The 13,666-nt window shown below is 73.8% G+C and carries 11 protein-coding genes and 1 tRNA gene; 9 read left to right on the forward strand and 3 right to left on the reverse strand.

Going from position 1 to position 13,666, the window contains the following annotated elements:
• Positions 1-159 precede the first annotated feature (159 nt).
• The 7 genes from P8A18_RS10980 (at position 160) to P8A18_RS11010 (ending at position 6,511) form a co-directional block, all read left to right on the forward strand.
• A complete protein-coding gene (locus P8A18_RS10980) occupies positions 160-1,128 on the forward strand; it encodes a phosphatase PAP2 family protein (RefSeq protein ID WP_306060823.1) in 969 nt (322 codons plus the stop codon).
• A complete protein-coding gene (locus tag P8A18_RS10985) occupies positions 1,109-2,197 on the forward strand; it encodes a hypothetical protein (protein WP_371933766.1) in 1,089 nt (362 codons plus the stop codon). The genes P8A18_RS10980 and P8A18_RS10985 overlap by 20 nt, the downstream gene beginning before the upstream one ends.
• Positions 2,188-3,798, forward strand: coding sequence for a hypothetical protein (locus P8A18_RS10990; protein WP_306053744.1), 1,611 nt, complete (start codon positions 2,188-2,190; stop codon positions 3,796-3,798). Before P8A18_RS10985 ends, P8A18_RS10990 begins: the two co-directional genes overlap by 10 nt.
• On the forward strand, positions 3,795-5,129 hold the full coding sequence (locus tag P8A18_RS10995) for an AAA domain-containing protein (protein ID WP_306053746.1): 1,335 nt from the start codon (positions 3,795-3,797) through the stop codon (positions 5,127-5,129). The genes P8A18_RS10990 and P8A18_RS10995 overlap by 4 nt, the downstream gene beginning before the upstream one ends.
• A 93-nt stretch (positions 5,130-5,222) precedes the next feature.
• A complete protein-coding gene (locus P8A18_RS11000; RefSeq protein ID WP_018555783.1) occupies positions 5,223-5,567 on the forward strand; it encodes a DUF8844 domain-containing protein in 345 nt (114 codons plus the stop codon).
• A 181-nt stretch (positions 5,568-5,748) separates the two neighbouring features.
• On the forward strand, positions 5,749-6,447 hold the full coding sequence (locus P8A18_RS11005; RefSeq protein ID WP_026250395.1) for a bifunctional DNA primase/polymerase: 699 nt from the start codon (positions 5,749-5,751) through the stop codon (positions 6,445-6,447).
• Positions 6,438-6,511: transfer RNA gene (locus P8A18_RS11010), tRNA-Lys, on the forward strand. Before P8A18_RS11005 ends, P8A18_RS11010 begins: the two co-directional genes overlap by 10 nt.
• Positions 6,512-6,572: 61 nt before the next feature.
• Here P8A18_RS11010 and P8A18_RS11015 read toward each other — a convergent pair.
• On the reverse strand, positions 6,573-7,814 hold the full coding sequence (locus P8A18_RS11015) for a M6 family metalloprotease domain-containing protein (protein ID WP_306053748.1): 1,242 nt from the start codon (positions 7,812-7,814) through the stop codon (positions 6,573-6,575).
• A gap of 413 nt (positions 7,815-8,227) precedes the next feature.
• On the opposite strand from P8A18_RS11015, the gene P8A18_RS11020 reads away from it, so the two are divergent.
• Complete coding sequence (locus P8A18_RS11020) at positions 8,228-10,093, forward strand: putative bifunctional diguanylate cyclase/phosphodiesterase (protein ID WP_306053750.1); 1,866 nt, start codon at positions 8,228-8,230, stop codon at positions 10,091-10,093.
• A 60-nt stretch (positions 10,094-10,153) separates the two neighbouring features.
• Here the strand turns inward: P8A18_RS11020 and P8A18_RS11025 are convergent, their stop codons facing one another.
• Both P8A18_RS11025 and P8A18_RS11030 read right to left on the reverse strand, forming a co-directional pair.
• The gene (locus P8A18_RS11025) at positions 10,154-11,266 is read right to left on the reverse strand and encodes an LLM class flavin-dependent oxidoreductase (protein WP_306053752.1); all 1,113 of its coding nucleotides are present in this window, start codon (positions 11,264-11,266) and stop codon (positions 10,154-10,156) included.
• A 239-nt stretch (positions 11,267-11,505) separates the two neighbouring features.
• Positions 11,506-12,327, reverse strand: coding sequence for a maleate cis-trans isomerase family protein (locus P8A18_RS11030; protein ID WP_306053754.1), 822 nt, complete (start codon positions 12,325-12,327; stop codon positions 11,506-11,508).
• A 423-nt stretch (positions 12,328-12,750) separates the two neighbouring features.
• Between P8A18_RS11030 and ehuB the strand changes: the two genes are divergently transcribed.
• The gene (gene ehuB, locus P8A18_RS11035) at positions 12,751-13,653 is read left to right on the forward strand and encodes an ectoine/hydroxyectoine ABC transporter substrate-binding protein EhuB (RefSeq protein ID WP_306053756.1); all 903 of its coding nucleotides are present in this window, start codon (positions 12,751-12,753) and stop codon (positions 13,651-13,653) included.
• The last annotated feature ends 13 nt before the right edge of the window (positions 13,654-13,666 follow it).

The following is a 13,666-nucleotide window of genomic DNA, read 5'->3' on the forward strand; positions in this document are numbered from 1 at the left end:
GAGGCAACCCGGGGGGCCGCAGCGGCGTCCCACTGTCCACAGAGCGATCCGCACAGCTGAGGGGTGCCGACCACACCCCCGGGGGAACCGCGGCCGACCCGCACCGTACGGTTGAACGCCCGCAGTCGGCCGCATGAACACATGATGGAGAACTTCCGGATGCCGCATGCCACCACCGCGCCCGCGCCGCGCCACCGGCCCCGCTGGTGGACCGAGCTGCCGCTCCTGGCCCTGGTGTACGCGGCGTACTCCGGCGGCCGGCTCCTGGCACGCGGCGACGTCTCGACGGCCGTCGATCACGGGCTGCGCATCCTGCACCTGGAGAAGACCCTCTTCCTCAACGCCGAGCACCCGCTCAACCGCCTCTTCACCGCGCACGCCTCCATAGGCATACCCGCCGACTTCGCCTACGCCTCGCTGCACTACGTGGTCACCCCGGCCGTCCTGATCTGGATGTTCCGGCGCCACTCGGCCGCGTACCGCAGGGCGCGCACCTGGCTGATGACCTCGACCATGCTCGGCCTGATCGGCTTCACGCTGATGCCGACCTGCCCGCCGCGGCTGCTGGCCGCCGGGCACGGATTCGTCGACACGATGGCCCAGTACAGCTCGTACGGGTGGTGGGGCACGGAGGCGAGCGCCCCGCGCGGCATGGGCGGCATGACCAACCAGTACGCGGCGATGCCGAGCCTGCACGTCGGCTGGGCGCTGTGGTGCGGCATCCTGCTGTGGCGCCACGCCAAGCACCCGCTCCTGCGGGCGGCCGGTGTCGCCTACCCCCTGATCACGGCGTTCGTGGTGATGGGCACCGCCAACCACTACCTGCTGGACGCCGTCGCCGGCGCCGTCGTGATGGGTGCCGGGGCCCTGCTGGCCCGGCCCGTGATGCGCCTGGCCGACCGGGTCAAGCAGGCCGTACTCCCCCGCTTCGCGGCCGGGCTCCCGTCCGGCGGGTCCCCGGATGTCAGTGCCGGGTGCAAGACTTCGGCGGGTGAGCGAATCCCCGGCCAGCGGACCTCCTCCGCAGAACCATCCGACGCGGCAGCCGCGGCCGGTCCGCCTGCCCGGCCAGACGCCGCCCCGGCCGGACGAGCCCCCGAGGGGGACCCTGCGACAGCGGCTCGCTGAGCTGAGGGGGCCCGCGCTCCCGCGCCCGCTGGACGCCCGCGCGCTCGCGGCCCTCGCCGCCAACCCCGGCTGCAAGCGCCGCGCCCTGCTCGACGGGGCGGGCGTCGACAAGGGCGCGCTCGCCACCGCGCTGGGCTCCCCGGCCCCCTTCGGCCAGTCCCAGTTCGCCTTCATGCGGGGCAACGCCTTCGAGGCCAGGGTCAAGGCCGACGGCGGTACGGAGCTGATGCGCCTGCTGTACGAGCGCCTCGGCGGCCCCGGCGAACCGCCGCGCGATGTCGCGGTGCCCGATCTGACGGCCGCCGGGCCCGAGGGCCGTGCGGCCAGGACCGCGCTGGCCCTGCGGGAGGCGACGCGGGCGGGCGGCTGGGCGCTGCTCGACCACCCGATGCTGGCCCTGGAGGTGGCGGGCTCCCCTGCCTATCTGGAGCCGGACGCGGTGGTGGTGCACCCCGACGGCACCTGGAGCGTGGTGGAGATCAAGTCGTTCCCGATGATCGACGGCTCGGCCGACGCGGCGAAGGTGGGCGCGGCGGCCCGCCAGTCCGCGGTGTACGTGCTGGCCCTCGAACGGGTCGCGGAGGTCACGGACGGGGCGCGGGTCGGCCACCGGGTGCTGCTGGTGTGCCCGAAGGACTTCTCGAACCTGCCGGCCGCGTCCGTCGTCGACGTACGCAAGCAGCGCGCGGTGACCCGCAGGCAGCTGACCAGGCTCACCCGCGTCGACGAGATCGCCGCGGCGCTGCCCGAGGGCACCACGTTCGACCCGGAGCGCTCCCCCGAGGAGCTGGAGACGGCTGTCGAGGCGGTGACCGCGGCCTATGCGCCGGAGTGCCTGTCCTCGTGCGAGCTGGCGTTCCACTGCCGGTCCCGGGCGCGCGCCGAGGGGGCCGTGGAGTCGCTGGGGCGCGGGGTGCGGGGCGAGCTGGGCGGGCTGACGACGGTCGCCGGGGTGCTGGCCGCGGCCGCGGGCAAGGAGGGCGATCCGGCCGATCCCGCGGTCGCCGCCCTGCGTCGCGCGGCGGCCCTGCGCGCCGAGGCACTGGAGGGCCGCGTCGCATGTCGCTGATCAGCACGCTGGCCCGGCTGGAGGCCGTGGAGAGCGGCCGGGCCCGGCCCACGGCCACGGTCCGCCACCGCCGGCTGACCGGCCGGCCGCTCGTCCTGGTGCCGCTGACCACGGCGGGCGAGGCGGGCGCCCCGCTGGGCGCCCTCGTCGGCACCGACCGGGAGGCGCCCCGGCTGCTGGCCGTGGCCCAGCCGCGCGACCGGGACCTGCGCTTCGCCTTCCTCGCCGACCTGGCCGAGGCGGTCCTGCCGCACATCGAGGCGTACGCCGACGTCATCGAGCCGGCCGAGCGGAACGAGACCGATCCCGCGACCGGGAAGCGGGTCAAGGTCGAGACCGAGCTGTGTGTGGACGCGGCGCAGATCGTGGTGCCGAGCCGGGCGGGCATCGAGTTCGTCCGGCTGCTGGGGCGTTCCATGCGGTTCCGGCGCACCGCCGAGGACGACCCGGACACCCCGTATCCGGCGCCCGCCCGGGTCCCGCTGCTGGGGCGCTGGCTGACGCACTACGGCGAGCGGGCCCGGGTCCCGGGCTCCTCGCTCCTGCTCGCCTGCACCGACCTCCTCAACCGGCACTGGGCGACCGGCCAGTCGAATCTGGAGGACCAGCATCTGGGGGCCCTGCTGGCCTGGATCGATCCGCCGGCCGGTGAGTCGGGCGCCGAGGCCGCGCTCCGCGCCGAGCTGGCCCGGGACGCGGCGGGCCGGCTGCTGTGCCCGCCGGCCGGTCCCGCCACCGACCCGGACTTCGACAACCGGCTGCTGGCCCCGGCGATCGAGAAGTACGACCGGGCGCGCTCCTCGCTCGCGGCGGCTGAGGACGGCCTGGCGGCGGACGCCGGGCTCGCCGGGCTGACCGGCGCCGAGCGGGAGATCAGGGCGCTGCTCGCCGGGGTGCTGCGGCCGACCTGGGACGCGGTGTGGCGGGGGCTGGACCTGCTGCGGGAGCTGCCGGAGGGCGCCAGGACCGAGGACCGCTGGACCCGGGACCGCTGGTCGTTCACCGCCCACCGCGACCGGGTGCGGGCCGGTGAGCCGCCCCAGCCGCGCAGGGACGACGCGGTGACGGCCGCCCGCAAGCTGGCCGCGCGGGAGACGGCGCAGGCGCAGCTGGAGGCCCAGGAGGCGCTGGACGATCCGCTGGTGCTGGCGGGCCGCCGGCTGGCCGGGGAGGCGTTCGTCGGGGAGGTGAGCGCGGTGGAGATGGCGTACAGCGAGTCGAAGCGGCCCTCGCCGCGCCCGCTGGTCACGGTCCGGACCGATGAGCGGCCGCAGCTGGGCGAGCGGGTGAAGGTCTACCGCTCGCTGGACGGCAAGCCGCAGACCGCGGAGTTCGTGGGGCACGGCCCGGCGGACGAGGAGGGCGGGGCGCCCTCGCTGGTGCTGCGGATCACCGACCGGATGGGGCGCGGCAAGGAGCCCGCCCCTGGGTCGGTCCCGGAGCCGGGCGACCGGATCGCCTGGACCCTGTTCGAGCACGACCAGCGCGGCGGGCCGCAACTGCCGGACGCGGAGGAGACGCCGTGGACCCACGGCGGCCCGCCCGGCGCCGTCGAAGCGGCCGAGCGCCCCGACCCCGTGACCCCGGAGGACCTGCTGTGACGGCCGTATTCGACCCGGGGGCGGCGGCGGGCCTGGCGACCGCCGCGATTCTGGACGACACGTTGAACGGCACGGCGCGCGGCGTCGTGGTGGACTCCCCGCCGGGCGCGGGCAAGTCGACGCTGGTGGTGCGCGCCGCGCTGGAACTGGCCGCCGCGGGCCGCCCGCTGATGGTGGTCGCGCAGACGAACGCGCAGGTGGACGACCTGGTGGTGCGGCTCGCCGAGAAGGACCCCGGACTGCCGGTCGGCCGGCTGCACAGCAGCGACTCCGACCCGTACGACAAGGTGCTCGACGGCCTGGACAACGTGCGCAAGTCGGCGAAGGCGGCGGATCTGGCGGGGCTCGACGTCGTCATCTCGACGGCAGCGAAGTGGGCCCATGTGAAGAACGTGGAGCCGTGGGGCCACGCGATCGTGGACGAGGCGTACCAGATGCGCTCGGACGCGCTGCTGGCCGTGGCGGGTCTCTTCGAGCGGGCGCTGTTCGTCGGTGACCCGGGGCAGCTGGACCCGTTCTCGATCGTCGGCGCGGACCAGTGGGCGGGGCTGAGCTACGACCCGTCGGCCAGCGCGGTGAGCACGCTGCTCGCGCACAATCCGGAGCTGCCGCAGCACCGGCTGCCCGTCTCGTGGCGGCTGCCGGCCTCGGCGGCGCCGCTGGTGTCGGACGCGTTCTACCCGTACACGCCGTTCCGCAGCGGTACGGATCACGGCGACCGGCGGCTGTCGTTCGGGGTGGCCTCGGACGGTTCGGCGGCGGACCGGGTGCTGGACGAGGCGGCGGAGTCGGGCTGGGGGCTGCTGGAGCTGCCGGCCCGGCACACCCCGCGCACCGACCCGGAGGCGGTGCGGGCGGTCGCGCTGGTGGTGCGCCGGCTCCTGGACCGGGGCGGCGCGGCCACCAGCGAGCGCGCCCCGGAGCCGGCCCCGGTGACGGCGGACCGGGTCGCGGTCGGCACGGCCCACCGCGACCAGGCGGCGGCGGTGCGCGCGGCGCTCGCGGAGCTGGGCGTGACGGGGGTCGCGGTCGACACGGCGAACCGGCTCCAGGGCCGGGAGTTCGACGTGACGGTGGTGCTGCACCCGCTGTCGGGCCGCCCGGACGCCACCGCGTTCCATCTGGAGACGGGCCGGCTCTGTGTCCTGGCCTCCCGGCACCGGCACGCCTGCGTCGTGGTCTGCCGCGAGGGCGTGGCCGATCTGCTGGACGAGCATCCGTCGACGGAGCCGGTCCAGCTGGGCGTCACGGTGAAGTTCCCCGACGGCTGGGAGGCGAACCACGCGGTGCTGGCGCACTTGGCGGAACACCGCGTGCGCTGGGCTTGTTGAGTGCGCCGGGGGCGCACTCGGCTCCCGGGCGCCCTTGCGGGGGTCTGGAGAATGGAGGGGCCGTCCGGCGGTCCAACGGAGGAGGAAGACCACATGGCACAACCCGAGCGGAGCGAGCGGCAACGGCTGCGTCCCGCCCCCCTGCTCTTCGAGCCGTCGGCTGCGGCCGCGGACCCGGAGCACTTCTTCGACCTGGAGTCGACGGAGGATCCGAAGGAGCTGCTGGACCGGGCCACGGAGCTGGCGCTGGCGTTCCGCGCCGCGACGGACCGCGCGGTGGAGTTCCAGGCGATGGCGGCGGCCCAGCTGGCCGATCCGCGCCGGTTCGACCGGCTGACGACGGCGGACATCGCCGAGCGCGCCGAGTGGACCGAGGACTACGCGAAGAAGATGGTGGAGTACGGCCGCACCCTGCTGAACACCACCACGCAGCCTTAGGGACTGTCCGGCCGGATCTTCGCGGGCCCCAGGGGCGGGGGCCCGGAGCGGGGCCGGTTCGTGACTCCGGGTACAACCACTGGCATATGCCCGGGTGCACCTTACGCCCTGCGGCCTGGACCTGTCCCGGTTTTCGGCAACTCTCGGAATCCACTTGATCACTCCGGGTAGACCTGTGTGCATGACCGCATGGCTGCCCGACGAAACGACCCTGCACCACGGCGACGGACCCTGCCTCCACGCGGGCCACGAGGCCGACCTCTTCTCCGTCCTGCGCGAGCAGGCGCGGCACCAGACGGCTCAGGTCACCGCGGCCGGCGCCGCGTGGCTGGCCGGAGCGACGGCGTATCCGCGCAGCACTCTGGCCCAGTGGGAGTCGCGCCCGACGGCGCCGGGGGTGCTGCCGTGCGGTTCGGCCTTCGACGTGGTGAACGTGCCCACCCTGTTCGGCCGCCGGATGCTGGAGCACCTGTGGGCGGACGGCCCCGGCTCGGGTCCGGTCGCCTCGCACCGGGGCCGGATGCTGCTGTTCGCCTCCCCCGGCACCGCCCAGCGGCTGCCCTCGCTCCTCGACTGGGAGGAGTGGGGCACGGGCGGACCGCAGGGCCCGGACGGCGGGGTGGCGACGGTGCCCCCGCTGCTCTGTCACGGCACCGGGGACGCGGTGACGGTCCCGCCCCTGACCTGCGGCGCGAGCTACTCCGGGCCGCGCTGGCTGGTGGCCCCGGACACCCGCAGCCCGTGGCTGCCGGGGCCCGACGTGCTGCTCTGGGCCTGTGTCCGGGTGGCCCGGTCGGCACCCTCCCCGACTCCCCGTATTTCGATTTTTCCTCTCCCGGATCAGGGTGCTAAGGTCTACGACGTCAGCAGGCGCCGCTAGCTCAGTTGGTTAGAGCAGCTGACTCTTAATCAGCGGGTCCGGGGTTCGAGTCCCTGGCGGCGCACAGACGGGAGAAGCCCCCTCGCGAGAGCGAGGGGGCTTCTTCGTGTGCGGCGGCTCTCGCGTCACGTCCCTGTGGTGATGCGGACCGTCCAGGCTCCCGACGGGGTGCGGTCGGCGACCTCGATCGTGGTGTGCGCGCCGGGGACGGTGTACGTCTCGCCGACGCGCAGCGGGGCGTCCGCGAGCGGCGGGTAGACCGACCGGTCCCAGCAGGCGTCCGTCTCGGGGTGCGTGTCGAGCACGTCGACGGGCCCGCCGCCGGACGGGGTCTCGTTGCGGATCCGGTAGAGCAGGACGCCTTCGGCGCAGGTCGAGCGGTCGTTGCCGGTGGAGCTGCGGGCCTCGATGGCGACCGCGCTGCCCTCGCCGGTCCTGATCACGGCGAGCCGGGTGCCGAGGGAAGCGCCGGCCACGGGCACGGCGGCCATCGGTTCGAGGGTGACGACCCGGTCGCTCTGGACGCAGACCACCTGGCGGTCGTCCAGCCAGCCCAGCTTCCACTTGTGCCAGCCGAACAGGTCGGGGGCGAGCCCGAACTGGCTCCCCATGACGTCCCAGTCGCCGACGTAGGTGTCCCAGTCGCCCTTGCCGTCGGACGGCCGGTGGTAGAGGTCGGGCAGGTCGAAGACGTGTCCGGTCTCGTGGGCCAGGACGTTGTGGTCCGGCGGGTGCTGTTCGAAGACGGTGACGACGCGCCTGATGTCCGTCCCGTCGGCGTGCAGGGGCCGGTCGAAGTTGACGACCTTGGTGGCGTCGGAGTCGACGCCGGGGGCATCCGGGTCCGCGACGAGGTAGACGATGTCGTACCGCGAGAAGTCGACCTCGGGGTCTGCCGCGGCGACCGCGTCACGCAGGTAGGCGCTGCGCCGGTCGTTGGCCCAGTCGCGCTTTATGCCGTACCAGGACGACGGTTTCGGCATCCGGATCCAGTGCCGCTGCGGATGCGGGCGCAGGGTGAATTTGCCGTACGAGGCGCGCTCGAAGAACTCGGTGGTGGCCGGGAAGTAGTCGGCGGTGAGTTCGGCGGGGGTGGTGACCGGCCGGGCGTCGGGGAACGACAGGAACACCATCACGGCGTCCAGGGGGCGGTCCGGGCGCGGGTAGGCGCCGTTCCACCGGTCGACGCCGAGCGAGTGGTGGGCCGTGGTCCGGGGCAGCGCACAGGGTGCGGCGTCGCCGGACGCGGCCGCGGACGGCCCGGCGACGAGGGAGGTGGCGACGAGCGCCACCAAGGAGATCAGCCCGGCCGTCAGCCCGCGCGGACTCGGCCTCTCCACCCCTGCGGGTCCGGGCTGACGCGGCACAACTACCTCCGTGCGGGGAGCGGATGCCTCCGGTGCGGGGCGCGGACTCCGGAACCCTCCCGTCCACTTTGTGACCTTTCTTCCATTACGTCACATCGGACTGCCCCACTCGGGTCAGCCGCCACACCCCCCTCACCCTTCACACACAGTCACAATCGATCACTCGCATAGCGAGAGAGAACAGAGGCGCGCAGAAACAATCAGTCAGGGACAAACCGGATGCGTGCGCGAATGGCTGACGCGCGTCGCAAGCACGGTGCGCGCGAGGCGGGGCGCTGGAACGGCCGAGGCGCCAGCCTCTATGCTTCACCTCGCTTTCCTGCGCGGTTTCCGCCTCTGACGCGGCACTCCACGCGGCGGGCCAGTCCGACCACAGAGGTGTCCGGGACAGAACTGCAGGGCGGGAGCGAACGGTGAGCGCAACCTCCGAGGGGCCGAGGCCCACGGCAGGCACAGCACCCTCTGCACCGAGACCCACGGTCACGGAGGGTCACGAAGCGTGGCCGCCCCGTGGCCCGGCGACCGAGGCGCACGACTACCGGGCCGCGTTCCGGGCCGCCGCCCTGCCGATGGCCGTCGTCGACCACGAGGGCCTGATCGTCACGGCCAACGAGGCACTGGGCGCCCTGGCGGGCGTCGGCGCCGTAGCGCTCACCGCGCAGTCGGCCTCCGATCTGGTCGACCTCGCCGCGGACGCCCGCGCCTGGCACGCGTACCGCGAGGTGCTGCACGGGCGGCGCTCCCGCTTCAGCTGCACCCGCAGGCTCAAGCACCCCGACGGGCGCGCGCTGTGGGCCGAGATCACCGTCGTGCCGATGCCCGGCGGCCAGGACGCGGGGGACGACGACGCGCCGGGTCAGGTGCTGCTCTCCGTCGCGGACGTCAGTGACCGGCGCGAACTCCAGAAGCGGCTGCACCACCTCCAGATGCACGACCCGGTGACCCGGCTGCCCAACCGGACGCTGTTCTTCGAGCGGCTCTCGACGGTGCTCCGTACCCCGCCGTACCAGGACGACAGCCTGCCCGAGCGGGGCCGGATCGGGCTCTGCTATCTGGACCTGGACGGTTTCAAGGCCGTCAACGACACCCTGGGCCACCGGATCGGGGACCGGCTGCTGGCTGCCGTCGCCGCCCGGCTCACGGACTGCGCCGAGCAGGAGGGCACGTACCCGGCCGGTACCCCGCTGGTGGCGCGGCTCGGCGGCGACGAGTTCGCGATCCTGGTGGAGGAGTCCACCGGCACCGAGCAGCTGACCGACCTGGCGCGCACGGTGCTGGGCGCGCTCCAGCAGCCCTTCGACCTGGCCGGCCGGCGGCTCTCGGTCTCGGCGTCGATCGGGGTGGTGGAGCGGCCCGTCGCCGGCACCTCGGCCACCGGCCTGATGCAGGCCGCCGATACGACGCTGTACTGGGCGAAGGCCGACGGCAAGGCCCGCTGGACCCTTTTCGACCCGGAGCGCAACGCCCACCGGATGACCCGCCAGGCACTGTCGTCCAACCTGCGCCCGGCGGTGGAGCGCGGCGAGTTCACCATCGAGTACCAGCCATTGGTGGGCATGGCCGACGGGATCGTGCGCGGGGTGGAGGCGCTGGTGCGCTGGAACCACCCGCAGTTCGGCATGCTCTCGCCGAATCGGTTCGTCGCCATCGCCGAGGAGGACGGCTCGATCGTGCAGCTCGGCCGGTGGGTGCTGCGCTCGGCCTGCCGGCAGGCCCGGCGCTGGCAGCTCGACCACCCGGCGAAGCCGCCGCTGTTCATCAGCGTCAACGTCGCCGTGCGCCAGGTCTGGGACTCCGATCTGGTCACCGATGTCGCGGAGATCCTGGCGGAGACCGGCCTCGACCCGGCGCTGCTGCAACTGGAGCTGACCGAGTCGGCGGTGATGGGCTCGGCGGGCCGGCCGCTGAGAGCCCTGCAGGCCCTCAGCGACATGGGCGTGCGCATCGCCATCGACGACTTCGGCACCGGCTACTCCAACCTCGCCTACCTGAGCCGCCTGCCGGTGTCGGTACTGAAGCTGGACGGCGCGTTCGTACGCGGCTTCCGCTACGAGGACGGCACGCACCCCAGCCCCGCCGACGAGACGATCGTGGAGGCCATGGTCCAGCTGGCGCACCGGCTGGGCCTGACCGTCACCGCGGAGTGCGTGGAGACGGCCGGCCAGGCGGAGCGGCTGCGCCGGATCGGCTGCGACACCGGGCAGGGCTGGCTCTACTCGCGCGCGGTCGCCCCGGAGCGCATCGCCGAGCTGATCGGGATGCCCGCGCTGGGGGCGTAGGGCGCCGCCCGCCCGGAACCGCCGGACAGGGCCGAGGGCCCCGCTCACGGTCGGGCCGGCTCAGGCTCCCGGCAGCCCGTACGCGTCGGCGATGAGGCCGTAGCTGCGCAGCCGGGCCTCGCCGCCGTGGGCGTTGGCGGTGATCATCAACTCGTCGGCCCCGGTGCGCTTGGCCAGGTCGTCCAGGCCGGTGCGGACCTCGTCGGCGGTGCCGTGGACGATGTTGACGAGCCAGCCGTCCACGAATTCGCGCTCCGCCGGGGAGAAGGCGTACGCCTCCGCCTCCTCGGGCGTCGGGACCAGCCCCGGGCGCCCGGTGCGCAGCCGGAGCATGGACAGGGCGCCGGTCAGCACCTGGCGGCGGGCCTCGCGCTCGTCGTCGGCGGCCAGCGCGGCGACGCCGATCAGGGCGTAGGGGGCGTCCAGGACCGTGGACGGCCGGAAGGACTCGCGGTACAGCTCAAGCGCCGGCACGGTGTTCTGGGCCGAGAAGTGGTGGGCGAAGGCGAAGGGCAGCCCGAGCATGCCGGCCAGCCGGGCGCTGAAGCCGGAGGAGCCGAGGAGCCACAGGGGCGGGCGCGCCGGGGACTGGACGCCGCCCTCGGAGGTGGCCTGGACGGGTCCGGGGACCGCGTGGATGCGGGCGTAGGGGTGACCGTCGGGGAAGTCGTCGTCCAGGAAGCGGGTCAGCTCCATGAGCTGCTGCGGAAAATCATCCGCACCCTCGTTCAGCCGGTCGGTGCGGCGCAGGGCGGCTGCCGTGGCGCCGTCGGTGCCGGGGGCACGGCCGAGCCCCAGGTCGATGCGGCCGGGGGCCATCGCCTCCAGGGTGCCGAACTGTTCGGCGATGACGAGTGGGGCGTGGTTGGGCAGCATGACGCCGCCCGAGCCGAGCCGGATGCGCTCGGTGTGGGCAGCGGTGTGCGCGAGGATCACGGCAGGCGAGGAGGAGGCGACGCCGGGCATCGAGTGGTGCTCGGCGACCCAGTAGCGGTGGAAGCCCCGGCGCTCGGCGAGCCGCGCGATCTCCACGCCGGTCCGCAGGGCCTGGCTCGCGGTGCGGCCCTGGCCGACGGTCACCAGGTCCAGCACGGACAGCGGCACGGGGGCGGTGCCCCGGGCCGTGCCGCGGATCTCGTCGCCCTGGATCTCGTCGCCTCGAATCTCGTCCACGTCCTGGCCTCTCCGGTGGTGCGTTTCGGTCCCTCGATGTCCGGAAGGCGGCAACAGGAGGATGACTCCGTTTATTCCGGACGGGCTGTTGCCGGACGGGCTGTTGCCGCACCGACCGTTGCCGCACCGGCCGTTGCCGCACCGACCCGGAACGCGGCGGCCCGGAACGCACGGGTCCGGAACGGCGCGGCCGACCTTCCTCGCCGCGGCGCGCGACCGGCGGACCGGCCTCGGCGCCCCTACGCGTCTCGCTGCCCGTGCGCGTAGGCGCGGCCCCGGCCCCGCTGCCCGTGGGCGTACGCGCGTCCGCTGCCGCTGCCCCGGTCCACCGGGGCCGGGGGCTCCTCGCGGTGGGCGAAGAGCGCGCCGAGCCTCGGGGCCCAGGCGGGGCGGTCGGTCAGGCGCAGGGCCTCGCGGACCGCCACCTGGTTCGCGGTGAGGACGGGCTTGCCGAGCGCCTCCTCCAGGTCCGGGAGATGGGCGACGGTGTGCAGGGCGGTGTCGGGCAGCAGGATCGCCCGCGCCTCGGGGCTGTCCGCCGCCTCGGCCAGTTCCCGCAGCTGTTCCGGGCCCCAGGCCGCGGCCTCGGCGGCGTCGGTGACGCCCGCCGCGTGGGTGGCGGTCACCTCCACGCCGGTCTCCTGGAGGAAGGCGGTGAAGCGGGCGGCCAGGGCCTCGGGGTAGGTCGCGGCGACCGCGACGCGTTCGGCGCCCAGCTTGCGTACCGCGTGGACGAAGCCGATGGAGGTGCTGGAGGCGGGTACGCCCGCCGCGCGGGCGAGGCCCGCGACCTGGTCGTGCGCGCCCTGCCACCCGTGCGGGAAGCTGCCGCCGTCGCAGGCCCAGACGATGGACTGGACCCCGGAGCGCTGCAGCTCCTCGATCCCGGCGGCGAGCCGGGAGGAGGTGCCCAGCTCGCGCAGGGCCTCCTCGCGGTAGGCGCCGTCCGGGCACTCGGTGTGGTGGACGACGAGTCTGATGGTGCTGTCGAGAAGGATCTCCATGCGCGGGTAGTCGTCCTCGGCGAAGTGGCCCGGGTAGAGGAATCCGACGGTCGTCATGTCCACCCTTTCTCTGCACCTTGCGTCTGCCGCGGCGGCTGGGCCGCCGCGTCCGCCGCTTGACCCGCGGCGGCACTGACCGGTTTCCCCGCTCCTGTTCCAGTATTCCGCCATCCGCCCCGGTTATCGCTCCGAGCAGGACGGGCCACCGTTCGCACCGCCGGCCGCACGCATGAACGGCGGCCCGCCGGGAAGCCGCCGCGGTACCGGAGCGGGGTACCGGAGCGGAGTACCGGACATCCCGCGCAAACACCGCCTTCCGGCCTGCGGGCGGACACGGGAAGGTCACCCTCCGGCCACCGTTCGATTACATGCGCGTTCTTCCTGAATAGACACGGGGGATCGGGCAGGCGCCCAGGGCCTGTCCGCCGGACAGGCCCAAGCCTGTCCGGACTGTTCGACCCCTTCAGGAGATTGCGAACCATGGCTGACTTCCCGAACCTGTCCCGCCGGGGATTCCTCAACCGATCGGCAGCGGTGGGCGGTCTGCTCGTCGTCCCCGGCCTCCTCGCCGCGTGCAGCAAGGCCGGCGAGGGCTCCGCCGACGGCGAGGGCGCGCTCGAAAAGCTCCGCAAGCAGGGGTTCGTGCGGGTCGCGTACGCCGACGAGGCCCCGTACGGCTACATGGAGGGCAAGGAGCTGAAGGGCGAGGCGCCCACGCTGCACCGGGAGATCTTCAAGGCGCTGGGCGTCGATGAGCTGAAGCCCACCCTCACCGAGTGGGACGGCCTGATCCCCGGCCTCCAGGCCGGCAAGTACGACGTGGTCAGCGCCGGCATGGCGATCACCCCGGAGCGCTGCGCCAACGCCCTGTTCTCGGAGCCCGAGTTCATCTCGCCGACCGCGCTGATGGTCAAGAAGGGCAACCCGAAGAAGGTCACCGACCTCGCGTCCGCGAAGGAGGCCGGGATCACCGTCGGTGTGATGGCGGGTGCGGTCGAGGGCTCGTACGCCAAGGGCGCCGGCATCCCCGAGGGCAAGATCAAGACCCTGCAGAAGCCGCAGGACGGGGCGGACGCGGTCAAGGGCGGCCGGGTCGACGCGTTCCTGCTGACCGGTATCTCGCTGCGCTGGCTCGCCAAGACCAACGAGGGCACCGAGGTCACCGAGGCGTTCCTGCCCGAGCTGGACGGCTCCAAGCAGTACAGCCCCGGCGGCGCCGTCTTCCGCAAGGGCAACGAGGAGCTGCGGGACGCGTTCAACCGCGAGCTGAAGAAGATCGTCGCGGACAAGTCGCGCTATGTGGAGCTGCTCCGGGACTACGGCTTCGGGGCGACCGAGCTTCCGCCGGCGACCTTGAAGACGGCCGATCTGTGCAAGGGCTGACAGGGACGGTACC

Origin of the sequence: Streptomyces sp. Mut1 (assembly GCF_030719295.1) — a bacterium.
In the GTDB taxonomy this organism is placed as follows: Bacteria; Actinomycetota; Actinomycetes; order Streptomycetales; family Streptomycetaceae; genus Streptomyces; species Streptomyces castrisilvae.